Consider the following 22,808-nt stretch of genomic DNA (forward strand, 5'->3'; position numbering starts at 1 on the left):
GGCCAGTTGGCGAAGGGGGTAAGCCCATGGATTTGAGTTCATTTAGAGAAGTATTTGCTGCCGAAGCACGGGATTACCTGCAGTCCCTCAATGAGGACCTGCTCAACTTGGAAAAGAACCCTCAGGACCACAGCGCCGTGGATGAGATGTTCCGGGCCGCCCACAGTCTAAAGGGCATGGCGGGCACCATGGGATACGAGGAACTGGCCGAGTTCACCCATGAAATGGAAAGCGTCCTGGACCTGCTGCGGGAAGGTGAGCTTGAGCCCACCACCCACGTGATCAATGTACTGTTTGCCGCGGTGGACACCCTGGAGCTGCTCCTGGAACAGACCATCAGCGAGGAGCCGCTCAGTCCATACGGGGAGCAGATTGCAGCTCTGCGGGCGCTGGTGAACGCGCCCCGCCAGGCCGCACCTGGGGTGGGGGAGGAGAGGTTCTTTACGGCAGAGCTGAATGAGTTCAACCGGGAAACCATCAAGCAGGGGGTGTCCCAAGGTTACCACGCTTTCGCCGTGTCGGTGGTTCTCAAACCCAAGACCATCCTCAAGTCTGTGCGGGTCTACACGGTGTTCCAGGCCCTGGAGCAGGTGGCCGCCATTGTGCAGAGCAACCCGTCCGTCCAGGATCTGGAGGATGAGCATTTCGACCGACAGTTTGCCCTGGTAATCTTAACGAAAGAACCGGGCGAGCGGATCAAAGAGATTATTGAAGGCATTCCTGAAATAGAAAGCGCGCAGGTGGAGGAGCTTTCCCCTACTGAGGGCGGGGAAGCGGCCAAGCAGAGCGGAGGCGAGATCTCTGCCACGGCGGAACAGGCGGCTTCGTCCACTCCCCTCAGGACTGCCCGGCAGGAACCGCTGGTGCGGGTGGAAACCGAGCGCTTGGACAAGCTGATCAATTTAGTGGGAGAGCTGGTCATCAGCCGCACCCAGGTGCTGGAGATGGTGCGGAGCGGCGAAGCGGTGGACCGCATGGGCGCCCTGGATCAGCTGGACCGCATTACCACAGAACTGCAGTATGCGGCCATGAGCCTGCGGATGGTCCCCATCAAACAGGTGTTTGACCGCTTCCCCCGCATGGTCCGGGACTTGGCCCAAGCCCGGGGTAAAGAGATTCACCTGGAGATCTCCGGCGAAACCACGGAGCTGGATCGCTCCATTGTCAACCAGATCGGGGATCCCCTGGTGCATCTGCTCCGCAACGCCATCGACCACGGGATCGAGCCCCGGGAGGAGCGCATTGCCCAAGGCAAGTCTCCTGTGGGCACCATCCGCTTGAGTGCCCGCCATGAAGGCAGCCACATTCTGATTGAGATCAGCGATGACGGGCAGGGTTTGAACCTGGAGCGCATTAGGGAAAAAGCCGCTGCCCTGGGGCTCTTGCCCAGCGATGCTGGGGAGATCTCCATGCAGGAGGCGGTTCATTTCCTGTTCCACCCCGGTTTCAGCACCGCAGAGGTGGTTACAGACCTCTCTGGGCGGGGAGTGGGCTTGGATGCAGTGAAGACCACCGTGGAATCCCTCAGCGGAACCATTGATATCGAGTCTGAACCTGGAAAGTTCACACGCACCATCATCAAACTGCCTCTGACCTTGGCCATCATCAAGGCCCTGCTTGTGAAGGTGGATGGCGAGATCATGGCCATTCCCATCCAGGCCGTACGGGAAAACATCCAAATCGAGCCGGAGCAGATCAAAAGCATCCAGCAGCATGACGTAATCATGCTCCGGGATGAGGTACTGCCCCTTTATGATCTCGCAGGGTGCCTGGGCTTTACACCGGTGGACCGCAGCGGTCCTCTACCGGTGATCATCGTCTGGGTCAAGGGCGAAAAAGCGGGATTCATCGTGGAAGATCTCATCGGGCAGCAGGAGATTGTCATAAAATCATTGAGCAGTGTTGTCGGTGATGTCAGGGGTATTGCCGGGGCCACCATCCTGGGCAATGGTCAAGTAGCCCTGATCATTGACAATAGCACCCTAATCGGATAGGAGTTGAGCACATGGCCAAGACGGTTTTAATTGCTGACGATACCGCCTTCATGCGCATGACTTTACGAAACGTTATTGAAAAGAACGGCTACCAAGTGGTGGGCGAAGCAGCAGATGGGGAAGAGGCCATCGCTCTGTATCGGGAACTTCAGCCGGATCTGGTGACCATGGACATCACCATGCCCAAGATGGACGGCATCACCGCCATCAAAGAAATCATGAGAATCGACCCCCAGGCCAAGATCATCGTCTGCAGTGCCATGGGGCAAAAACCCATGGTCATTGAGGCCCTGAGCGCCGGAGCCAAGGATTTTCTGGTCAAACCCTTTGATGCGGAACGGGTGGTGGAGTCCCTGCGCAAGATCGGTGCCTAAGGGGGAAGGACCGTGAACGAACAGAAACTGGATTTCCTGAGGGAACTGGCGGTCATCGGCACTGGCCATGCCACCATAGCCCTATCCCAGATGCTCCAGGGCCGCATGTTTAAGCTGGTAGTTCCCGATGCCCAAATGCTGCCCTTTACAGAAGCCGCCGACTACATGGGCGGGCTTGAACAGGTGGTTGTGGGCATCTTTGTTGTCATTTCAGGCGATGTGCGGGGCTACATGGCCTGCCTGCACCCTTTGGACACTGCCCGGCTCCTGGTTAGACTCTTAACCGGGCAGGAAACAGAGGAAATCGATGAACTGGGCCGCTCGGCCCTGCAGGAATTGGGCAATATCATGGTGACCTCCTTTCTCAACGCCCTATCCAAGATGACCAATTTGCTCATGATGCCCAGTGTCCCTGGCTTGGCTATTGACATGGCCGGTGCGGTGTGGGAAAGCATTTTGGCGGGAGCAGAGGTGACCAACGAGGTAACGGTGATTCGCACCAAGTTTTCGGCGGAAGGCGAGGAAATAGAAGGCCATATTATCTTTCTCCCTGATGAAGATGACTTCAGGAAAATAGCCCGGCAGTTTGGTTTGGAGGATCTGGGATGACAGAGGTTTTTGTCAACATGGGAGAAATCAGTTCCGCCAAGAATCACGGTATCCTCACCACTGTTGGTCTCGGTTCCTGCATCGGCGTAACCCTCTATGACCACAAGGTCAAGGTTGGAGTGATGGGCCATATTTTTCTCCCGCGCAGCAGATCCAATGACCAAGGGGCGCCGCCGGGCAAATACGCCGATACTGGTATTCCCGCCATGATTCAAGAGGCACTCCGCCTGGGGGCCAGCAAAAGCAGGCTCCAAGCCAAGCTGGCCGGAGGTGCCAATCTTTTTCCCAACCTCAGCCTCAATACCATCAGCATCGGACAGCAGAATATTCAAGCAGTGACAGAGCTTCTCACGCAGCACGGAATTCCCATCGTGGGCCAAGATGTGGCAGGCAATCATGGGCGCAAAATGCGCTTTTTTGTTGACAACGGAGTAGTGACTGTAACAGCCATCGGCAAGGAGCCTGTGCAGATTTGAGGTGAACAGCATGGCCATACGGGTTCTCGTAGTGGATGACAGCGCCTTTATGCGCAAACTGATCGTGGAAATAATCAGTGCAGAGCCAGATCTGGAAGTGGCAGGCTATGCGCGCAACGGGGAAGATGCCCTGAAAAAGCTGCAGCGGCTGCAGGTGGATGTGGTCACCCTGGATGTGGAAATGCCGGTGATGGATGGCCTGGAGACGCTGAAGCGGATCATGGCCGAAAAGCCGCTTCCGGTGGTGATGCTTTCCAGCCGAACCCGCCAAGGCTCAGAGACAACCATCCAGGCCTTGGCCCTGGGTGCAGTGGATTTTGTTTCCAAACCCGCGGGCCCGGGAGCGGTGGATCTCCACAGCATCGCCCAGGAACTGGTGGACAAAATCCGCTGTGCCGCCCTGGCCCAGCTGCCCGCGCCCAAGAGAGTTCCCGCCGCGGCACCTAAGCGTCCCCTACCCACCCTGCCCCCGGCACCCACAGGTGCAGCCAGCAAAGTGGTGGTTATCGGTTCATCCACCGGCGGCCCCAAGGCCATTGAGGAGGTATTCGCCCATATTCCCGCCAACCTGCCCGCGGGCATTGTGGTGGTGCAGCATATGCCCAAAGACTTTACGAAAAGCTTTGCTGAACGGCTCAACACCCTGTTTCCCTTCCCCGTAAAGGAGGCCGAAACAGGGGATCTGGTGGAAAACGGTAAAGCGCTGGTGGCTCCCGGGGATTACCATCTGGTGATCACCCCGGAACGCCGGGTCCTGCTCAACCAAGAAGACCGGGTGATGTTCCTGCGGCCGGCCATTGATGTGACCATGGAAAGCCTGCCTGCCGTCTACGGGAAAAACATCATCGGGGTGATCCTCACTGGAATGGGCCGGGATGGGGCCAGGGGCATGGCCAAGATCAAAGAGGCGGGAGGTATCACAATCGCCCAGGACCGGGCCACCTCCGTCATCTACAGCATGCCCAAGGCTGTTGCCGATGAAGGCAATGCCGATTACATTCTTCCTCTGGAGAGAATCGGCGGCGTGATCACAGACTTGGTTGCTGCCTTAGGATAGGGTGAGTCGTCTATGAGGGATTATGCGAAGCTGCAAAAGGATATCGACAGGACCTTGGGCATCGATCTTACGGCGTATAAAGAACAGCAGATGCGGCGCCGGATCAACCAGTGGCTGGACCGGCATAAACTGGCCTCCTACGATGCCCTGATTGCAACCCTGACTACAGATCGGGCGCACAGGGAGAAGTTCATCGAATACCTGACCATCAACACCAGCAGTTTCTTCCGGGATCAGCGGGTTTTCGATGTTATTGAGGAGGTGGTCCTGCCCGCGATCGGCAAATTGCGCCGCCCCCGCATCTGGAGCGCCGGGGCGTCCATTGGCGCCGAGGTCTACTCCATCGCCATGCTCCTCAGGGAAGGCCGCTACACACCCAGTTTGCTTTTGGCCACCGACCTGGACGAAGCGGTGCTGCAAAAGGCCAAAGCAGGCATCTACCTGCCCAGTCAGGTGGACGGTCTGGACCCTAAGTACCTCAACAAGTATTTCACCCAGCTGGAAAACGGGAATTGGGCTATTGCCGACAGCATCAAAGGCATGGTGGTCTTTAAGCAGCATGACCTGCTGAAAGACCCCTATGAGAGGAATTTCGACTTGATCCTCTGCCGCAACGTCTTCATCTACTTCACCAGTACTACCCAAAAGCGCTTGATCACGAGCTTTGTCCAGTCCCTCAATCCCGGCGGCTATTTTATCGTGGGTTCTGCGGAACAGATCATGGATCCCGCCAGCTTCGGACTGGAGCGGGTCAGCTACTGCATTTACCGAAAACCAGCGTAAGGGGGGGCAGGTAAGTGACAAAACGACAGGCCCTGGGCGAAGGAAAAACCATCGAAGAAGCCATCGCTGCTGCCTTGGCTGAACTTGGCGCGGCCAGGGACCAGGTTGAAGTGGAAATCCTGCAGGAGCCGGCAAGGCGGGGCCTGCTGCGGCGGAAAGCCCAGCCTGCCCAGGTACGCCTAACCCTCAAGGACACAAAGCCCACATCCGCCCCAGGCGTGGGAACTGTGGCCGTCGTTGACGGCAAGCTCCAGTACCAAGCGCCGCCCCCGGGCGGGGCACCCCCGGTGATCGAGTTGGGCCCGGACGTGGAGGTCTTCTACCGGGGCGAACAGGTGGAGAAGGAAGTGCTGCTTACGGAGGGTTTGGAGCCCCTGGAGATTATCCTGCCCGCAGACAGCGAGCCGCAGCTGCATTATGATATAATAGTTGACGAAACCAAAACCAAGGCCCAGCTCATCTGGGAGCGCACACCGGGCCTTAGGCACCGCTTGGCGGATCAATCTCCCCGCAGCCGCCTGCGCCTGCAGGTACTGAAGGAGCAGGTGGCAGCGCCGGCTTTATCGGTAGAGGCAGTACGGGAGATCGCGGTGGCCGCAGGTCTTCAGCACGGGCTGCGCCTCAGTGAACTCACGCCGGAACTCCTCCAGGCCCAGCGGGGCGTTTTTGATCTGGCGGTGGGCACCCCACCTACACCGGGCCGGGATGCCTCCATCAAATACGTGTTTCAAGATGAACCGCCGGAGGTGGATCTGGAGGCCATCCGCGTTGACCACTACGAGCTGCACGGCACCGAAGGCGTGCCCAAGGGCGCCGTTCTGGCGGTTAAGGATCCCGGTGAGCCGGGGAAACCGGGCAGGAATGTGTACGGGGAAATCATCCCCGCTAGGCCCATCCAGGACGTCCAGCTCAAGGTGGGGGAAGGCGCGATGCTCAGCGAAGATGGGCTGCAGGCCATCGCCGCCGTTTCCGGCCTGGCCTATCTGCAGGGCGGAGTGATCCGGGTTAAAGAGGTATTTGAGCTTTCCGGTGACGCCGATGTCTCCACCGGCAACATCACCATGGAAGGCGACATCATCATCAAGGGCAGCGTTCTGGAAAACGTCAGGGTCCAGTCCAAAACGGGCTCCATCGTGGTGCACGGACTGGTGAGCGGAGCGACCTTGCGCACCATGGGCTCCATCACCGTGCTGCGCAATGTGGTCCGTTCTCAGCTGTATGCGGGGGCAGCCTCGGTGGCCAGGATGCAGCTGCTCAATCTCCTGGAGAAGATCTTTGAACGCTTGGAGGGCCTGATCACCGCTGCCCAATCAGTGGCCGCCCAGGCTGAGCACATCTCCTTTGAAAATCTAGTGAAGCATCTGGTGGAACTAAAGTTTTCCGACCTGCCCAGACTCCTCAAGGATCTGGCCGGTTTCCAGCAGGCCCAAAAGGAGAAGACTAAAGAAGAAACGGCCGAGGCGGGGGAGGATTCCCTCTTAGATCTCCTCGATCCGGCCCTGTTTAGAACAAGTACTCTGTTCGCGGGCGGCCTGGATGAGCTGAAAAAGTACCACCGGCTTGTGCTGCAGAGTATGGCCAGAATTGAAGAGCTGGGTGTTTCGGAAGCCAACGCCCGGGTGCATTATCTTCAGAACAGCAGGGTGGAGGCTTCGGGCACGGTGACCGTCACAGGACAGGGCTGCTTCTATTCCACAGTTCTCGCGGGCCGGGGTTTTGCAGCTCCCAGCGGCATATTCCGCGGCGGTCAGGTGACGGTGGAAACGGGCACGATCACAGCCAGGGAGTTCGGCGGTCCCACAGGCATCGTCACCAAGGTGACCCTGCTCAAGGGCGGGCGGATCACCGCTAGCCTCGTTCATCCCAATGTGGTGGTGTGCATCGGCCAGCAGTCCTACAAGTTCGACGAGACCGCATCGCAGGTGAAAGCATTTCTGCACGAGGGCAACCTTACGGTCTACAGCGGTTCGCACAAAATCCACGGTTAAAGGAGCAGCACTCAGTGGGCTATTCACAAACGCGCCGCCTGGTCTACCTGGGCCTGGCAACGGGCCTGGCCATGGCCCTACACATCTTCGAAGGACTTATTCCCATGCCAACGGACCTAATTGTCCCCGGCTTCAAACTGGGGCTGGCCAATATTATCACCCTCTATGTGGTGGTCAATTTCGGTATACGGGACGCCGTGGTCGTCTCCATCCTGCGCACCACTTTAGGGTCGCTTTTGGCCGGAACCTTTATGACGGTAACCTTCTTCTTCAGTTTCGCGGGTGGACTGGCCAGTGCCATTGTTATGGGGCTGGTGTACAAGTTCGGCTCCACGTTTTTCAGCCTGCTGGGCATTAGCCTAGTGGGCGCGGTCACCCACAATGTAGCCCAGCTGCTGGTGGCCTCTGTGGTCATTGAGACCGTGGGCATTTTTGCTTATCTCCCCTACATGCTCTTTTTTGCCCTGCCCACGGGGGCCTTTGTGGGTCTGGTCACGGGCCAGGTGCACAAGTACTACTCCTTCGGCCGGGGCTAAAGCACGTTTTGCAGGCTGAGCACCTCCTGCTGCCGCAGCTGCAGCAGTTGAATTTCGATATTGGTCAGTTCAGCCAAAGCGTGGCCCCTGTCGGCCGTCTCCAGAAAAGTCTTGAGCCTGGCTAGGTGGATGGTGATGGTCTCCAGATCGTGGTTGTGGATAAAGGGATCCCAGACCGTCTTGTACCTGGACCAGCTCTTATCCAGCCGATCCGCCAGCTCAAGGGCATCTGACCACTGGTCGTTTCTCACCGCTTCCTGGATGGTGTTTAGGGAGCGGGAGATCTGATCGGTGGTTTTTAGGATGGTGTTCTCCAAGTAAAGCCCGCCCGCCACTATGAGAACCATAACCAGGAACATGACAGCCCAAAGCTTCACGGTTTTTCCTCACCGCCTTTGACGCCGGACAGCCTCTTTCAGCTGCACAAAGAGCCGTCCCGTGGTACTTAGCGTGGCAATTAGGACTTCCCCGGGGTCCTTCACCCCGCGCTTTTCCAGCTCAGTGCGGAGCCACCCTTCGCCGAGCTGGGCCTTTTCCAGCTCGCCATGCATGACCTTGCCGTCGAGGATCAAGACCAGGGGAAGTCCTTCATACCCGGTTTCGAGCTGCAGATCCTTTGGGGTTACGGGTCTGGCCTGGGATTTGAGCAGCACGCTGAGATCGCCACTGGTTTCCAAAACCGCGAACTCCACATCCTCCAGGTTGAACACGGAATTGAGGCGCAGCTGTTCCAAGAGCTCGTCCAAGTTGTAGCGGGCTTTGCGCATCTCCGCTTCCTGGATTACTCCGTTGGCGATAATCACGCTGTAGCGCCCATCCAAAACCGACCGGAACCACAAAAACTTCAAACTGAGCACGCTGAAGCTCACCTGCACAAACAGCAGGGTTATAATGGCGATGACGCCGTTGATCAAGGGTATATCCCGGTCCTGCATGGGAATGACCGCCAGCTCCGCGATCATGATGGCAATAACCAGTTCAAAAGGTTCCAGCTGTGCGATCTGCCTTTTGCCCATGAGGCGCATGGTGACCATCACGAGGGTATAGAGGAACAGAGTGCGGGCTAAGGTGATGAGCATGGCAACCCTCCCTCGAGATCATTATGCCCAGGGCTCTGCAAAGCATACCGAGGGGGCTCTGGTCAAGCAGGGTGAGGCATAGTATAATTAGGAGGGCACTTACCATATCCAAAGGAGTACCTGACTATGAAGAAGTTTTTCCTTAAGACCATGGGTTGTCAAATGAACGACCACGACTCAGAAGTGATCAGAGGCCTTTTGCTCTCCCTGGGCTATGCAGAAACGGAAGAGGTGGAAGAGGCCGATTTGATACTCTACAACACCTGCTGCGTGCGGGAAAACCCCGAGCGGAAGGTCTACGGACACATGGCCGGCTACAAGCGCCTGAAGGAGGCCAAGCCCCATCTGCTCATCGGGATCTGCGGCTGCATGACCCAGCAGAAGGAGGAACGGCAGAACATCCTGCGGGAGCTGCCCCATGTGGACCTCATTTTCGGCACCCACAACATCCACCGGCTGCCGGAGCTTTTGGCCCGGGCCGAAGGGGGAGAGCGGGTGGTGGAAGTGTGGGATGAGGCCCCCTATGAAGAGGAGGGGCAGGACTTCCGGGAAAACCTCCCCGTGGAGCGCAGCCACAGGCTAAAGGCCTTTGTCAATATTATCTACGGCTGCACCAACTTCTGCACCTACTGCATCGTCCCCTACGTCAGGGGCAAGGAGCACAGCCGGCTGCCTGAGTCCATCCTTACGGAAGTGGAGGGGCTGGTGGAGGCAGGCTACAAAGAAGTGACCCTCCTGGGGCAGAATGTGAACGCCTACGGGAAGGACCTTTCCATCGACACCTCCTTCAGCCAGCTCCTGACGGAGCTTAACGCCATAGAGGGTTTGGCTAGGATCCGCTTTACCACCAGCCACCCCCGGGATCTGGGGCCCGACCTCATCGACGCCCTGGCCGGGCTGGACAAGGTCTGCGAACACCTCCACCTGCCGGTGCAGGCCGGCAGCAGCCGGGTGCTGCGCCGCATGAACCGGGGCTACACCCGGGAACAGTACCTGGACCTGGTGCAAAAAGTGCGCCAGGCGGTGCCGGAGATCGCCCTGACCACCGATATCATCGTGGGCTTCCCCGGAGAGACGGAAGGGGATTTCCAGGAAACCTTGAGCCTGGTGGAAGAGGTGCGGTTTGATTCCGCCTTTACCTTCATCTATTCACCTAGGGAAGGGACGCCCGCGGCCCGCTTTGCCGACCAGGTCCCGGAAGAGGTGAAAAAGGAACGGATTTACCGCCTCATCGAGCTGCAGAACAAGATCAGCGCCGAACACATCCAAGGGCTCGTGGGTACAAAGCAGGAAGTGTTGGTGGAAGGCACCGATGGCCAGGGCCTAGTGGGGCGCACCCGCACCAACCGCCAGGTCCATTTCGCAGGATCCCAGGAGCTTATGGGCGAACTAGTTACGGTGGAGATAACTGAAGCGGGTACCTGGACGCTGCGGGGAAGGGTTGTGCAGCCCCAGGCGTAATTGGGAGGTGATTCGCCCTGAAATTGACCCCCATGATGCAGCAGTACTACGGGATCAAAAAGCAGTACCCAGACAGCATCGTCTTTTTCCGCCTGGGCGATTTTTACGAGATGTTTGGTGAAGATGCCAAGCTGGCCTCCAAGATCCTGGAGATCGCCCTCACCTCCAGGGAAGCCGGTCCTCAGGGCCGGATTCCCATGTGCGGGGTTCCCTATCATGCGGCCGAGGGGTATCTGGAAAAACTGGTGCGCAGCGGTTACAAGGTGGCCATCTGCGAGCAGCTGGAGGATCCCCGGCAGGCCAAGGGTGTTGTCAAGCGGGATGTGATCCGAGTGGTTACCCCCGGCACCTTCATCGAAGGGAACCTGGACGGGGCAGAAAACCAGTTCCTGGTGGCCCTGGGCAGCGCAGGGGAAAGCTGGGGTCTGGCTTCCCTGGACATGTCCACGGGCCAGTTCATGACCGTTTCCACCGACAGCTTCCTGCAGCTCAGCGATGAGCTGAGGCGCCTCAAGCCCGCGGAGATCCTCTTGACTCCCGATTTTCCCCAAAAGGAGGCCGTGGAGGCCCTGGCCGCTTCTTCCGGGGCAGTGATCAGTGTGGTGGAAGATGCCCCGGGGCTGGCCCGGGCCAGCGAGACCCTGCTCAGGCACTTCCAGGTCAGCTCCCTGACCGTTTTTGGCCTGAGGAACGCCCCGGAGATCCTCGCCGCGGGCCTGGCCCTTAAGTATGTGCAGGATACCCAGCGGGGCGTTTTGAGCCACATTCGCGCCGTGGCCAGCTACAAGCTGGAGGAGTTCCTGCAGATCGACGGCCACAGCAGCCGCAATTTGGAGCTTACCCAAACCATCAGGGAAGGGAAGAAAACCGGCTCCCTCCTGGGGGTTTTAGATTACACAGTAACCAGCATGGGGGCCAGGCTGCTCAAAAGCTACCTGGAAAAACCCCTGGTGGATCTGGAGATAATCGAAGCCAGGCACGCTGCGGTGGAGACTCTGGTGGAACAGACCGCGCTCCGTCTGGAGCTGGGCCAGCTCCTGGACGAGGTATACGACCTGGAGCGCCTTTTGAGCAAGCTGGTGACCGGCCGGGGGAACGCGCGGGACCTACGGGCCCTGGCTGCCTCCTTGGGTAAAATCCCCGCCATCAGCCAGCTTTTTGCCGAGGTCCAGACCCCGCTCCTGAGGGAGCTGGTGCAAGGGCTGAATCCCCTCACCGATTTTGTGCAGCTGGTGGACTCCGCCATCGTAGATGAACCCCCCATCACCCTCAGGGACGGCAACCTAATCAAGGAAGGCTACAGCCCGGAGCTGGACAAGCTGCGCCAGGCCCGCAGCAGCGGCCGGGAGTGGATCAAGAATCTGGAAGCGGCGGAACGGGAGCGCACCGGGATCAAATCGCTTAAGGTGGGCTTTAACCGCGTCTTTGGCTATTACATCGAAGTGACCAATCCCAACGCCCATTTAGTGCCCGAGGATTACCAGCGCAAGCAGACCCTGGCCAACGCCGAACGCTACATCACCCCCGAGCTCAAGGAACAGGAGGCGCTGGTTCTGGGCGCGGATGAGCGCATTAAGGAGCTGGAGTACGAGCTCTTTTTGGCCATCCGGGAACAGGTTCTCCAGCACGTGGAGGCCATCCAGGAAAACGCCCGCATCCTGGCCAACCTGGATGTGTTCCAGAGCCTGGCCACCGCGGCGGTACGCCACAACTACGTGCGGCCCCGCATGACCCAAGGGCCAACCATGGACATCCGCGGCGGGCGCCATCCGGTGATCGAAGCGGTTGAGCGGAGCTTTGTGCCCAACGATGTCTGTTTTGATGACAAGCAGCAGGTGATCCTGCTCACCGGACCCAACATGGCCGGGAAAAGCACCTACCTCAGGCAGGTGGCCTTGATCGTAATTATGGCCCAGATGGGCAGCTTCATCCCCGCGGATTACGGGGAGATTGGACTGGTGGACCGCATCTTCACCCGCATCGGTGCCAGCGATGATCTCAGTACGGGCCAGAGCACCTTTATGGTGGAGATGATCGAAACGGCAGAACTCCTGCTCAATGCCACGCGCCGCTCCCTGATCGTCCTGGACGAGCTGGGTAGGGGCACCAGCACCTTTGACGGCATGGCCATCGCCCAGGCGGTGATCGAGTACATCCACGACAAGGTCAGGGCCCGCACCCTGTTTTCCACCCACTTCCATGAACTGACTAAGCTGGAATACTCCCTCAAGCGGCTGCGCAGTTACCGCATGGAGGTGGAAGAAAGGGGAGGGGAGATCTTCTTCCTGCACCGGGTGGCCCCCGGCAGCACCGACCGCAGCTACGGCATTAACGTGGCCCGTATGGCGGGAGTGCCTCTTGCGGTGATCAAAAGGTCCATGGAGCTCCTGGAAGAGCTGGAAACCAGGGGCAGCGGTCCCCTCCAGCTGGATCTGTTCAAGACCTTAGACTACGATACATCAACTCTAGAGACGGCGGTCAGTGAAGATTTAGCCCCCAGCGAAGTGGAAGGGGAGCTCTTAGACCTCGATCTGAACAGCATCACACCCCTGGAAGCGCTGCAGAAACTGGTGGTCTGGCAGGACAGACTGCGTCAAAAGAGGGGCGGTGAACAAAATGGCTCAGATTAAGATCCTGCCCCCCGAAGTCGCCCAGAAGATTGCCGCGGGGGAGGTGATCGAGCGGCCCGCTTCGGTGGTTAAGGAACTGGTGGAAAACTCCATCGACGCCGCGGCTACCCAGATCACCATTGAGATCAGAAACGGCGGTATGGAGCTGATCCGGGTGCAGGATAACGGATCGGGCATTGCCCGAGATGACCTGCGACTGGCCTTTGAAGCCCATGCCACCAGCAAGATCTCTGAAGTGGATGATCTTTTCGCCCTGTACACCTTAGGTTTCCGGGGTGAGGCTTTACCCAGCATCGCCAGCGTTTCTAAGTTGACTTTATACAGCCGGCCGCCGGAGCAGAAAACGGGTTACAAGATCCTCAACGTCAACGGAGAATACCAAGTGGAGCCGGTGGGAACGCCCCCGGGTACCACCGTGGAAGTGCGGGATTTGTTCTACAACGTCCCCGCCAGGCTGAAATTCGTGAAATCCCCCACGGCCGAGCGCAGAAGGGTGGTGGAGCTCGCCAGCAGGCTGGCCCTGGCCCATCCCCACATCTCTTTTCGCCTGGTGGTGGAGGGCAAGACCAGCTTGGTCACCCCCGGCAGCGGCCGCCTCCTGGACAGCATCCTCCTGGTGGAGGGCAAAAACGTAGAACCCCAGCTGCTTAAGTTGTCAACCACCACCGCCTGGGGCCGGATTCAAGGCTATCTCGGGACACCGCAGCTGGCCAAGGGCAACCGCAGCGGCCAGGTATTCATCGTCAATGGGCGGGTGATTGAAAACAGGACCCTGCGGGCTGCCCTGGAGAAGGCCTACGAAGGGCTTCTGCCTAAGCGCACCTTCCCCTGGGCGGTGCTGGTGGTGGAGATCCAACCGGAACTGGTGGACTGCAATGTGCACCCGGCTAAACTGGAGGTGCGCTTCGCCGACGAACAGGCCATTTTCAACGAAACCCTTCAGGCGGTCCGGGCTGGGCTGGCGGGAAGAAACATCGCACCCAAGCTCACTAAGCCCCAAAACGCCTCCGCTCCACCCAGGACTGCCAAGCCAGCGGTCCAGGCCATGCTGCGCTGGCAGCCGGAGACCTGGGAGTTTATGGATCAGGTGCTCCGCAAGCACAAACCAAGGGTTCGGGGGGCAGAAGGGGGCGCTGACCAAGGGCGAGAGGCAGCCGCCGGCGTAAAAGAGACGGCGGTTGGGGATTATACAGCAGGTAGTCTTGATGATGTGCGCGCCATGCTGCGGAGCGGACGGATCATCGGCCAGCTGCACCAAACGTATATCCTCCTGGAAACGCCCCAGGGGCTGTGGATTTTGGACCAGCATATCGTCCACGAAAGGATCTTAGTGGATAAGTTCCGCCGGGCCTGGGAGCAGTCGGCCATCCAGGTGCAGGAGATCCTGCCCCTGCACCTCGAGTTTACCCCCAGCGAGGCGCTCCTGGTGGCAGAGTCTTTGGAGCTTTTGGCCGAGTTCGGGGTGGAACTGGAACCTTTCGGAGGCAGCAGCTTCATCCTGCGGGCCGTGCCCAGCTTCCTCGCCCACAGCGCTGGAAGCTGGAAGGAAGAGATTTTGGAGATCGCGCAGAACGCCGGGAAAACCACGGGCAGCAAGGAAGAAGCCCTGATCACCCTGGCGTGCAAAGGTGCGGTCAAAGCCGGACAGTACCTGGAGGAGCGGGAGATGAGGGCACTTGTGGACGGATTGGCCCAGTCTGAAAACCCCTTTACCTGTCCCCATGGACGCCCCATCATTGTGCGCCTGGAAACGGAAGAGCTGCTCAGACGCTTCGGCCGCCTGTAGGAGGGATGAGGTGGAAAAGCAGAAAATCCTGGTGCTCATCGGACCAACCGCCGTGGGCAAAACGGAGCTCAGCCTGCTTTTGGCAGAGGAGTTTAAGGCAGAGATCATCTCCGCCGATTCCATGCAGGTCTACAGGGGTATGGATATCGGTACCGCCAAACCCACCCCTGCAGAGCGCCGCAGGGTGCCCCACCACCTGTTGGACGTGGTGGACCCCGATGAAAGCTTTAACGTGGCGGACTATGTGGACCTGGCGGAGCAGGTCCTCAGTGAGCTAAAGGCCCAGGGGACAACGCCTCTGCTCACCGGGGGAACGGGCCTTTACGTAGATGCGCTGCTGCAGGGGTTTTTGTTTCCCGATGCCCCAGCCGATCCCAAAATCCGCCAAGAGCTGGAGGAGCAGGCTGAACGGGACCCCCAAAGTCTCCACCGGGAGCTGCAGCGGGTGGACCCCGTCAGCGCCCAGCGCCTGCACCCCAATGACCTCCGGCGCATCATCCGCGCCCTGGAGGTCTACCGGCGTACGGGAGAGCCCATCAGTCTCCTTCAGCAGAAACGGGAGCAGCAGAAGCGTCCCTACGACCCCCTTTATGTGGGCTTGACCCGAGAGCGGCAGGAGCTCTATGAGCGGATCAACCGGCGAGTGGACCTCATGCTGGAGCAGGGTTTGGTAGAAGAAGTGGCGGGTCTTTTGGAGAAATACCCCAGCCAGCCCACGGCGCTGCAGGCCCTGGGCTACAAGGAAATCGCCATGTATTTGCGGGGAGAGATGTCCCTGGAGGAGGCGGTGGAGCTGCTCAAGCGGGATACCCGCCGCTACGCCAAGCGGCAGCTTTCCTGGTTTAGGCGCAACAAGCGCATCCACTGGCTGAACCGCACGGGACTTAGCGATGCCGCCGTGCTGGAAACCATCCGCGATCTCTGGCGAGAGTTTTCCCCATGACACCTTCCGCCCCCCGACGGCGTATAGATGAGAGGGGAAAGGAAGGTGTGGCTGGGATGTCTACCACCGCTTTCCAAGGCCTAGAAGATCGCCAGCGGGAACGCCTGCGGGAACTCCAGGCCGAGTTGGATGCCCTGGTGGGGCTGCAGTCCGTGAAGCGGGTGATCCGGGAAATCCAGGCCTTTGCCCTCATTCAGAAATACCGCCAGACGCTGCAGCTAACCTGTGAACCCATGGTCTTACATACCATCTTTGTCGGCAATCCGGGCACGGGGAAAACAACCGTGGCCCGCCTGCTCAGCAAGATGCTGAGGGAAATGGGCATCCTGCAAAAGGGGCATACCGTAGAAGTGGAACGGGCGGATTTGGTGGCCCAATACATAGGACAAACCGCCCAGAAAACGCGGGAAGTGATTAAACAGGCCCAGGGAGGCCTGCTCTTCATCGATGAAGCCTATTCCCTGGCCCGGGGCGGGGAGCGGGATTTTGGCAAAGAAGCCATCGATACCTTAGTTAAGGCCATGGAAGACCACCGGGACAGCTTCGTGGTTATCTTGGCGGGCTACCCCCAGCCCATGCACAGTTTCCTGGAAGCCAATCCCGGGCTGCGCTCCCGCTTTCCCATCACGGTGGAATTCCCCGACTACACCGATATTGAGCTTTACAAGATCGCCTTGGCCATGCTGGAAAAGAGGGAGTACACCCTCACAGCCCGGGCTCAGCAGGAGCTGATCCGGCAGATCCGCCGTCTGCGCCAGGGCGATCCGGCAACCTTCGGCAATGCCCGGGCGGTCCGCAACCTTGTGGAGCAGGTGATCCGCCGCCAGGCGGTGCGCCTGGTGGGGAAGGGGGAGCTGACCAAAGGCGAGCTTACCGTGATCTCCCCGGTTGATTTCCGGGGAAGCGATCCCTAGAAGCAGGATTTGCCCAAGGTTTACCGAAGACTTCATGATAACTCCGGAGGAGGTCGAAGCCATGAACACCATCGCACTAGAATTTGCCACCGAAGAAGAAGTGCGGGCTGCAGCAGATAAACTGTGGAACAAACACGGCATCACCGGTGAGCTGGAGATGTTTCAAACCTCCAGCGGGGCTTGGCGTCTGCACATCTATTCAGAAAAACCGATCAAAGAAAGCATCCTAGAAAAGCTCCCCGGCAAACGGGTCCAGATCAAAGGCAGTTTCGGGGCTGCCATGCGCGCAGAGGTGCCCAGTGAAACTGATTGAGCAGGCCAAAGAGAGAATCGCTCCTTACTATACTCCCATGGAGGCTGTGGTCCTCGCCAATCAGGAAAAGGTCCTGCGGGCTTTCCACGCCGCGAAGGTGGCCAGTCACAGCTTCGGTGAGGCCACAGGCTATGGCTACGCCGACCCGGGCAGAGAGACCCTGGAGGAAGTATACAGACACGTCTTCAAAGCGGAAGCGGCGCTCTGCCGGCCGCAGATTGTCTCCGGCACCCACGCCATTTCGATCTGTCTATCCATTCTGGAGCCCGGAGATGAGCTGGTCTCCGCCAGCGGCCCGCCCTATGATACCCTGCAGGCTGTGATTGGAACCAGGGGAAGCTCACCTAGAAGCCTGGTTAAGCGGGGTATCAGCTACAGGGAGATTCCCCTGCTGCCCACGGGCCATCTGGATCTGGAGGCCATCGGGAAACAGATCACCCCGAAAACGAAGATGGCCATTTTCCAGCGTTCCCGGGGTTACAGCTGGCGATCCTCCTTAAGCATCGCCGACCTGGCCGCGGGCATCAAAGCGGTGCGGGAAGCCAATCCAGACTGCATTGTCTTTGTGGACAACTGCTACGGGGAGTTTGTGGAGGTTTTCGAGCCGCTGGAAGCTGGGGCGGATCTCATCGCCGGCTCGCTGATCAAAAACCCCGGCGGTGCCCTGGCGGTGAGCGGAGGCTATATCGCAGGGCGAACAGACCTGGTGGGTCTTTGCGCCGAGATCCTCACGGCACCCAGCCTTGCTGGGAGGCTGGGCTCATCCTTCGGCCTGGCCAGATCCCTGCTCCAAGGCCTTTTTTTGGCACCCCATCTGGTGGGAGAAGCCATCTACGGTGCGCTCCTGGCGGCAGAGGTGTTCCGCAGCTTGGGCTATGAAGTGGCCCCGCTGCCCGAGGAACCGCGCACCGATATCGTACAAGCCATCAAGTTCCGCTCCCGGGAGGAGCTGCTCAGCTTCTGCCGGGGCATTCAAAAGGCCGCACCGGTTGATGCCCACTACCTGCCGGTCCCCAGCCTGATGCCGGGTTATGTTGATGAAGTGGTCATGGCCGGCGGCACCTTCATTCAAGGTTCTTCCATCGAGCTGAGTGCGGATGGGCCCCTGCGGGAACCATACATCGGCTATCTGCAGGGCGGCATGTCCCGGCAGCATGTGGAGATCGCCCTGCGCTTCGTCCTCAGGGAGATGGGCTTAGCAGATTAGACTAGGGAGGTGAACCGGTTGGAGATTACCAACGTGGAAATAGCGGCACGATTAGTACTGGCACTCATCCTGGGGGGCCTGGTGGGGTTGGAGCGGGAAAGCCACGGCCGCCCGGCGGGCTTTAGAACGCACATCTTAGTCAGCATGGGCTCCGCCTTGATCATGATCGTTTCGGCTTACGCCTTTCCGTCGGAACATAGCGAACCTGGACGCATCGCCGCGCAGGTGGTGAGCGGCATCGGTTTCCTCGGTGCAGGTACGATCATGCGGGAAGGTGCCAACATCCGCGGCCTCACCACCGCGGCAAGCCTCTGGACAGTGGCGGGAATTGGCCTTACGGTGGGAGCAGGCCTTTATTTTTCCGGCATCTTGGGAACCATTTTGGTAGTCCTGACCCTCTTGGTCCTCAACCAGCTGGAGTGGAGGTACATAACCACCAAGCATGAAACGCTGACCATGGTCATCCAGGATACACCCGGTCAGCTGGCCCGGGTCTTTGCGGTTTTGGCCAAGTTCGAAGTGGATGTGCTCAACGTGGAGCTGTCCGGGAGTGATACCGGGGAAGCCAAGCTGGACCTCCAGGTGGATATTTCCCCCAGGCACAGCCGGGTGAGCATCATCGAAGAGCTGGTCTCAACACCGGGGGTAAAAAGGGCTAGTTACAAATAGGATGGGGACGGTGATGCCAGGTGAAGATCTTGCTTGTGAACGACGACGGAATTGCCGCCCCCGGCTTGGCTGCTCTGCGCAGCGCTGTGCAGGACAGGGGAGAGGTGACCGTGGTCGCCCCCCAGCAGCAGCACAGCGGCATGAGCCATGCCATCACCATCCACCGGCCGCTCCGCCTCAGGCAGACGGAGCAGGGCCATATCCTCAACGGTACGCCAGCTGACTGCGTGATCATGGCCTTGAACGGACTCAGGCTGAAACCTGATTTCCTGCTTTCTGGCATCAACCACGGCGCCAACCTCGGTTCCGATGTGCTGTATTCAGGAACCGTGGCCGCGGCCCTGGAAGGGGTGCTGAACGGTATCCCCAGCATCGCCTTTTCCCTGGCAGGGCCCGAGGAGTATCTATCTGATGCCGCGGAGATAGTACGGGAGCTGCTCTTTCAGGACCCTGGATTTCTCCTGCACCCCGACCTCTTGCCGCAGGCGGGCGTGCTGAACATCAATATCCCAGGCCTGCCCAAGGCGGAGATCAAAGGGGTGCGCTTCACCAGGCTTGGAGTGCGCCGCTATGAGAGCATGGTGCAGATGCGCCGGGATCCCCGGGGTGACAGCTACTACTGGCTGGGGGGCACCCCGGGCACCCTGAAGTCCAAGGAACTGGACATCGATATTGTGGCTGTGGATCAAGGCTACGTTTCCGTTACGCCCCTGCAGTTTGACCTGACCAATTACCAAGAACTTGAGCGCCTGCGCAGCCGGAAGAGAGTGCCCACGTGAGTGCGGCACCTTTTTTGTATAGGGACCAAGATTTGGAGTGATAATAAACTAGAACGGGCGGTAGAAAGGGGGAGCCGGCTATGGGCAGGGAACCGCTGGAGTTTAAGCATCAGGCCCGTTACATCGGTTCACTAAAAAAAGACGAACAGCTCTGCGACTTTTACGAACTGGTCATCGATGGCAAAGTCCAGTATGTATACATCCCAGTCGGTGCCGAGCAGGAGGGAAGTGACCAATAAGGGGGGACCGGGACGTTATGATCGCTTTGGCCCAGGCTGACGTGCTGAGAGCTTTAAAGCGCTGCATGTGCCTTGCCCAGCAGGACCTGGTGTTCTGCCAGTACCGAAGTGATCCAGATTTCTGGAGAAGCTATGCACTAGCCCGCTGCAGCGTCTACCAGTGGCTGCACAAGCAGGTTTTGGAATGTGGGGTAAACCAGACATATCTCCTTGCGGTGGAGAGATATGCAGGTTTACCTCACTTTATTTCCGGCAGCAAAGACCAGGGGGTTAAAGAGGCGCTGGAAGTCTTTTTTCTGTTTATTGCAGGAGAAAGTCCCGTGGATGCCAAAGTAAATGTACGTGCATAGAATCGTGGATGTGGAGGCAGAAAAACATGGACTTTCTCGCCAGACTTTTTGCGCCTGGCCGGTCCAGGTCCAAGGCCAAGACCGGTTATGTGAAGCGGGATGGTAGGTACGCCATCTGGATCTATGTACAGTGTGACAGATGCGGAGAAAAAATCCCGGTGAGACTGAGAACCACCAGCGAACTGCAAAAGCGGGAGGGACCAGATGCTGAACTCGGTCCCGGGCAGTACTTCGTCAGAAAGACCGTGGTGGGTTCCAGGTGCTATCAGCGCATTGAAGCCACCGTTGATTTCGATGCCAAATACGATGTGGTGGACAGCGAAGTGATCAACGGCAAACTGATCACCTATGGGGAATACAAAAAAGACGAGCAGTGAAAGCGCTGCTCGTCTCTGATTTCTCTGCCTTCAACCTTCAGTGAATCCTGCGGAATACCCCGATTACCTTCCCCAAAATCCGCACATCATCCACGAGCAAAGGCTCTAGGGCTGCGTTTTCCGGCTGCAGGCGGATGTGGGTGCCTTCATGGAAAAAGCGCTTGACAGTGGCTTCCTCGCCGTCGATGAGCGCGACCACGATTTCCCCGTTGAGGGCGGTCTCCTGGCGGGCCACCAGGACGAAGTCGCCGTCGAGAATGCCCGCCTCAACCATGCTGTCGCCCTTCACCCTCAGCATGAACACATCCTCATGCTCAACCAAATCCATCGGTATGGGGTAATAATCCTCGATGTTTTCCACAGCTAGAATCGGCGTGCCGGCGGTTACCTTGCCAACCAAGGGCACATTGACCATCCGGGTGCGCGGCGCCAGAGCGTCGTCCAGAAGCTCAATGGCCCGGGGCTTAGAGAGGTCCCGCCGGATATATCCCAGTTCTTCTAATTTGGTCAGGTGGCCGTGGACGGTGGAACTGCTGCGCAAGCCTACTGCGTTGCCTATTTCCCGGACAGAAGGGGGATACCCCTTGGTGGCCACTTCGCTTCTGATAAACTCCAGGATCTTGCGCTGACGCTCGGAAAGCTTGGGCATACCACGACCTCCTAAGGCTTGATTTCGGCTTCGCTGAGTTCATTATAGCATGGTCAGCGGGGAGCGGTCAAACAATTGTTCTGAAAAGGCTTGACAAAACATATGTTCCCCTATATACTACAAGTGAAGGAACACTTGTTCGGCAGGAGGTACACAGCCATGCGGGGCCAGGCACAGAGCGCAGTTACGACCATCTGGGTATTTGCACTGCTGCTGATGCTGGTGCTGAGCGCAGCAGCCATTGTAGTCAAGCTGAGCGCCCTTGATCGCTGCTGGATCGAGGCGGGCACAGAGCGCATCTACACGCAAATTGTGGTCCAGCCAGGCGACACGTTGTGGGACATTGCCGTAAGCCAGATGCCCGATGCAGATCCCCGGGACGCAGTGGGCCGCATCCGTGAACTCAATCAGCTCAGTTCCGCGGAGATTTTTCCCGGGCAGATCCTCACCGTGGAAGTAAAACGGCTCCAGGCGACGCACCTGGCCAGCCGCTGAGCTGAGCGTGGCAGCTGCACAGACGTGGAAGCAACTAAGAGCGTCAGAACTCCGGCCCAAAAGCAAACAGGATAAACAGATCCACCCAAGGGAGGAAAACCTGGAGGGTGGATTTTTTGTACCTCCCCCCGCCTGCGTTTTCTGTTACTTCGCATAAGGGATATTATGTAAACTACGAAATGATTTTAAACGGGACGGTGGATTTGAGTCCTCCCCCGTCCCGTTATCGTCAGAGGATGCACCTATAGCAGCGGTAGTGATCGTTGATCTCAAACCCGGCGTTCAAAGCTGCCTGCAGCTCCAGGTCACTGCCCTCATCGATGAAGTACACAACCTCTTCTGGCGGCCTCGCCCCTCGATGGAGCAATTCCAGCAGGCTCTGGAGCAAAGCCTCCCTCACCGCGTAGGCTCCATCTGGTGCGAAGTGGCCAATTATCTCTGCACCCCCGGGGTACGTCCTGGCAAAAATGCTGGCCCGGATCTCGCCCCCTTGGCGCACAGCAAGGATCCTGAAGCGCTCCAGTTCCCGCTGGATATTCTTGCTGTGCCAATACATCTCCAAGGGCAGCGCGTGTTGGTCGTGGAAAGCCGCGTATTCCCCGAAACTGGCTGGGCCTATGGCTTCCACCACGATCGCCTGGTCGACAGTTTGCCGGCGCCACCGGGCTAGTCTAGTGTCAATACTCGCCTCCACACAGACGAAGCCGCGATCCTGTAGATAGCTAACGGCAGCATCATTTGCGGCGGACACGCCCACCAGCAGTTCATAGCCGCCTAAGCGATCCCGTAGGAAGGCCGTGAACTCATCGGCGGCCTGGGGATAGCCGCTCCTCTCCAGCAAGAACAGGGTTGTTTGGGCATATCTCTCCTGAGGATCCCAAAAATAGGTACAAATCCCCTGGAGCAGCCCTCCAGCATAATACCCCAGTGCCCCTTCCTGGTCAGGGTGGACCGCCTTCTGCAGGCGTTCTAGGAGCTGTGCCCGGGAGCTGGGCCGGGGATAGCTCGCAGTTTCTGCCCTCTTCCCCAATTCCCAAGCAAAATCGATCATTTGTTCGTCAATGGCGGTCAGTTCCCTGAGCATACCACTTGGCTCACCC

25 protein-coding genes are annotated in these 22,808 nt (G+C 58.6%); 21 read left to right on the forward strand and 4 right to left on the reverse strand.

Annotated features, from left to right (window positions below):
- Positions 1-26: 26 nt before the first annotated feature.
- From ACE4YL_RS01655 to ACE4YL_RS01690, 8 genes are read left to right on the forward strand one after another with little or no spacing between them, the layout of a single operon-like run.
- Positions 27-1,994 (forward strand): chemotaxis protein CheW, encoded by a 1,968-nt coding sequence (locus ACE4YL_RS01655; protein WP_461358510.1) that lies wholly within the window; start codon positions 27-29, stop codon positions 1,992-1,994.
- A gap of 11 nt (positions 1,995-2,005) precedes the next feature.
- Positions 2,006-2,368 carry a response regulator gene (locus ACE4YL_RS01660; RefSeq protein ID WP_461358509.1) on the forward strand — a complete coding sequence of 121 codons (363 nt, stop codon included), beginning with the start codon at positions 2,006-2,008 and terminating at the stop codon, positions 2,366-2,368.
- A 12-nt stretch (positions 2,369-2,380) separates the two neighbouring features.
- Positions 2,381-2,977 carry a chemotaxis protein CheC gene (locus tag ACE4YL_RS01665; RefSeq protein ID WP_461358508.1) on the forward strand — a complete coding sequence of 199 codons (597 nt, stop codon included), beginning with the start codon at positions 2,381-2,383 and terminating at the stop codon, positions 2,975-2,977.
- A complete protein-coding gene (locus ACE4YL_RS01670; RefSeq protein WP_461358507.1) occupies positions 2,974-3,453 on the forward strand; it encodes a chemotaxis protein CheD in 480 nt (159 codons plus the stop codon). The genes ACE4YL_RS01665 and ACE4YL_RS01670 overlap by 4 nt, the downstream gene beginning before the upstream one ends.
- A gap of 10 nt (positions 3,454-3,463) precedes the next feature.
- Positions 3,464-4,510 (forward strand): protein-glutamate methylesterase/protein-glutamine glutaminase, encoded by a 1,047-nt coding sequence (locus ACE4YL_RS01675; protein WP_461358506.1) that lies wholly within the window; start codon positions 3,464-3,466, stop codon positions 4,508-4,510.
- Between the two features lie 12 nt (positions 4,511-4,522).
- The gene (locus tag ACE4YL_RS01680) at positions 4,523-5,293 is read left to right on the forward strand and encodes a CheR family methyltransferase (protein WP_461358505.1); all 771 of its coding nucleotides are present in this window, start codon (positions 4,523-4,525) and stop codon (positions 5,291-5,293) included.
- Positions 5,294-5,307: 14 nt separating this feature from the next.
- Complete coding sequence (locus ACE4YL_RS01685; RefSeq protein WP_461358504.1) at positions 5,308-7,281, forward strand: DUF342 domain-containing protein; 1,974 nt, start codon at positions 5,308-5,310, stop codon at positions 7,279-7,281.
- A gap of 14 nt (positions 7,282-7,295) precedes the next feature.
- The gene (locus ACE4YL_RS01690; RefSeq protein ID WP_461358503.1) at positions 7,296-7,817 is read left to right on the forward strand and encodes a Gx transporter family protein; all 522 of its coding nucleotides are present in this window, start codon (positions 7,296-7,298) and stop codon (positions 7,815-7,817) included.
- On the opposite strand, the gene ACE4YL_RS01695 is transcribed toward ACE4YL_RS01690, so the two are convergent.
- Both ACE4YL_RS01695 and ACE4YL_RS01700 read right to left on the reverse strand, forming a co-directional pair.
- Positions 7,814-8,194 carry a DUF4363 family protein gene (locus tag ACE4YL_RS01695; RefSeq protein WP_461358502.1) on the reverse strand — a complete coding sequence of 127 codons (381 nt, stop codon included), beginning with the start codon at positions 8,192-8,194 and terminating at the stop codon, positions 7,814-7,816. The two genes, ACE4YL_RS01690 and ACE4YL_RS01695, sit on opposite strands and share 4 nt — an antisense overlap.
- 9 nt (positions 8,195-8,203) lie before the next feature.
- Entirely contained in the window at positions 8,204-8,896 is a 693-nt protein-coding gene (locus ACE4YL_RS01700; protein WP_461358501.1) for a DUF421 domain-containing protein, read from the reverse strand.
- Between the two features lie 126 nt (positions 8,897-9,022).
- Between ACE4YL_RS01700 and miaB the strand changes: the two genes are divergently transcribed.
- The 12 genes from miaB (at position 9,023) to ACE4YL_RS01760 (ending at position 20,564) form a co-directional block, all read left to right on the forward strand.
- Positions 9,023-10,357: a tRNA (N6-isopentenyl adenosine(37)-C2)-methylthiotransferase MiaB gene (miaB, locus tag ACE4YL_RS01705; protein WP_461358500.1), complete on the forward strand. Its 1,335-nt coding sequence runs from the start codon at positions 9,023-9,025 to the stop codon at positions 10,355-10,357.
- A gap of 32 nt (positions 10,358-10,389) precedes the next feature.
- Positions 10,390-12,987: a DNA mismatch repair protein MutS gene (gene mutS / locus ACE4YL_RS01710; protein WP_461358499.1), complete on the forward strand. Its 2,598-nt coding sequence runs from the start codon at positions 10,390-10,392 to the stop codon at positions 12,985-12,987.
- Positions 12,974-14,773, forward strand: a complete 1,800-nt coding sequence (gene mutL, locus ACE4YL_RS01715; RefSeq protein WP_461359886.1) for a DNA mismatch repair endonuclease MutL — start codon at positions 12,974-12,976, stop codon at positions 14,771-14,773. Before mutS ends, mutL begins: the two co-directional genes overlap by 14 nt.
- A 10-nt stretch (positions 14,774-14,783) precedes the next feature.
- Positions 14,784-15,716 carry a tRNA (adenosine(37)-N6)-dimethylallyltransferase MiaA gene (miaA, locus tag ACE4YL_RS01720; protein WP_461358869.1) on the forward strand — a complete coding sequence of 311 codons (933 nt, stop codon included), beginning with the start codon at positions 14,784-14,786 and terminating at the stop codon, positions 15,714-15,716.
- 56 nt (positions 15,717-15,772) lie between these two features.
- On the forward strand, positions 15,773-16,630 hold the full coding sequence (locus tag ACE4YL_RS01725; RefSeq protein ID WP_461358868.1) for an AAA family ATPase: 858 nt from the start codon (positions 15,773-15,775) through the stop codon (positions 16,628-16,630).
- Positions 16,631-16,691: 61 nt separating this feature from the next.
- Positions 16,692-16,943: a hypothetical protein gene (locus tag ACE4YL_RS01730; protein WP_461358867.1), complete on the forward strand. Its 252-nt coding sequence runs from the start codon at positions 16,692-16,694 to the stop codon at positions 16,941-16,943.
- A complete protein-coding gene (locus ACE4YL_RS01735; RefSeq protein WP_461358866.1) occupies positions 16,930-18,150 on the forward strand; it encodes a methionine gamma-lyase family protein in 1,221 nt (406 codons plus the stop codon). Before ACE4YL_RS01730 ends, ACE4YL_RS01735 begins: the two co-directional genes overlap by 14 nt.
- 18 nt (positions 18,151-18,168) lie before the next feature.
- Positions 18,169-18,819 (forward strand): MgtC/SapB family protein, encoded by a 651-nt coding sequence (locus tag ACE4YL_RS01740; RefSeq protein ID WP_461358865.1) that lies wholly within the window; start codon positions 18,169-18,171, stop codon positions 18,817-18,819.
- A gap of 20 nt (positions 18,820-18,839) precedes the next feature.
- Entirely contained in the window at positions 18,840-19,598 is a 759-nt protein-coding gene (gene surE, locus ACE4YL_RS01745; RefSeq protein WP_461359887.1) for a 5'/3'-nucleotidase SurE, read from the forward strand.
- An 80-nt stretch (positions 19,599-19,678) separates the two neighbouring features.
- Positions 19,679-19,837 carry a hypothetical protein gene (locus tag ACE4YL_RS01750; RefSeq protein WP_461358863.1) on the forward strand — a complete coding sequence of 53 codons (159 nt, stop codon included), beginning with the start codon at positions 19,679-19,681 and terminating at the stop codon, positions 19,835-19,837.
- A 17-nt stretch (positions 19,838-19,854) separates the two neighbouring features.
- The gene (locus ACE4YL_RS01755; protein WP_461358862.1) at positions 19,855-20,187 is read left to right on the forward strand and encodes a hypothetical protein; all 333 of its coding nucleotides are present in this window, start codon (positions 19,855-19,857) and stop codon (positions 20,185-20,187) included.
- 26 nt (positions 20,188-20,213) lie between these two features.
- The gene (locus ACE4YL_RS01760; protein WP_461358861.1) at positions 20,214-20,564 is read left to right on the forward strand and encodes a hypothetical protein; all 351 of its coding nucleotides are present in this window, start codon (positions 20,214-20,216) and stop codon (positions 20,562-20,564) included.
- 37 nt (positions 20,565-20,601) lie between these two features.
- On the opposite strand, the gene lexA is transcribed toward ACE4YL_RS01760, so the two are convergent.
- Positions 20,602-21,213, reverse strand: a complete 612-nt coding sequence (gene lexA / locus ACE4YL_RS01765; RefSeq protein ID WP_461358860.1) for a transcriptional repressor LexA — start codon at positions 21,211-21,213, stop codon at positions 20,602-20,604.
- Between the two features lie 159 nt (positions 21,214-21,372).
- On the opposite strand from lexA, the gene ACE4YL_RS01770 reads away from it, so the two are divergent.
- The gene (locus ACE4YL_RS01770; protein WP_461358859.1) at positions 21,373-21,708 is read left to right on the forward strand and encodes a LysM peptidoglycan-binding domain-containing protein; all 336 of its coding nucleotides are present in this window, start codon (positions 21,373-21,375) and stop codon (positions 21,706-21,708) included.
- A 229-nt stretch (positions 21,709-21,937) separates the two neighbouring features.
- Here ACE4YL_RS01770 and ACE4YL_RS01775 read toward each other — a convergent pair whose 3' ends face one another.
- The gene (locus tag ACE4YL_RS01775) at positions 21,938-22,792 is read right to left on the reverse strand and encodes a hypothetical protein (RefSeq protein ID WP_461358858.1); all 855 of its coding nucleotides are present in this window, start codon (positions 22,790-22,792) and stop codon (positions 21,938-21,940) included.
- Positions 22,793-22,808: the final 16 nt, after the last annotated feature.

The sequence above is a fragment of the Candidatus Darwinibacter acetoxidans genome (assembly GCF_041936445.1).
GTDB lineage: Bacteria > Bacillota > Limnochordia > Darwinibacteriales > Darwinibacteriaceae > DTU010.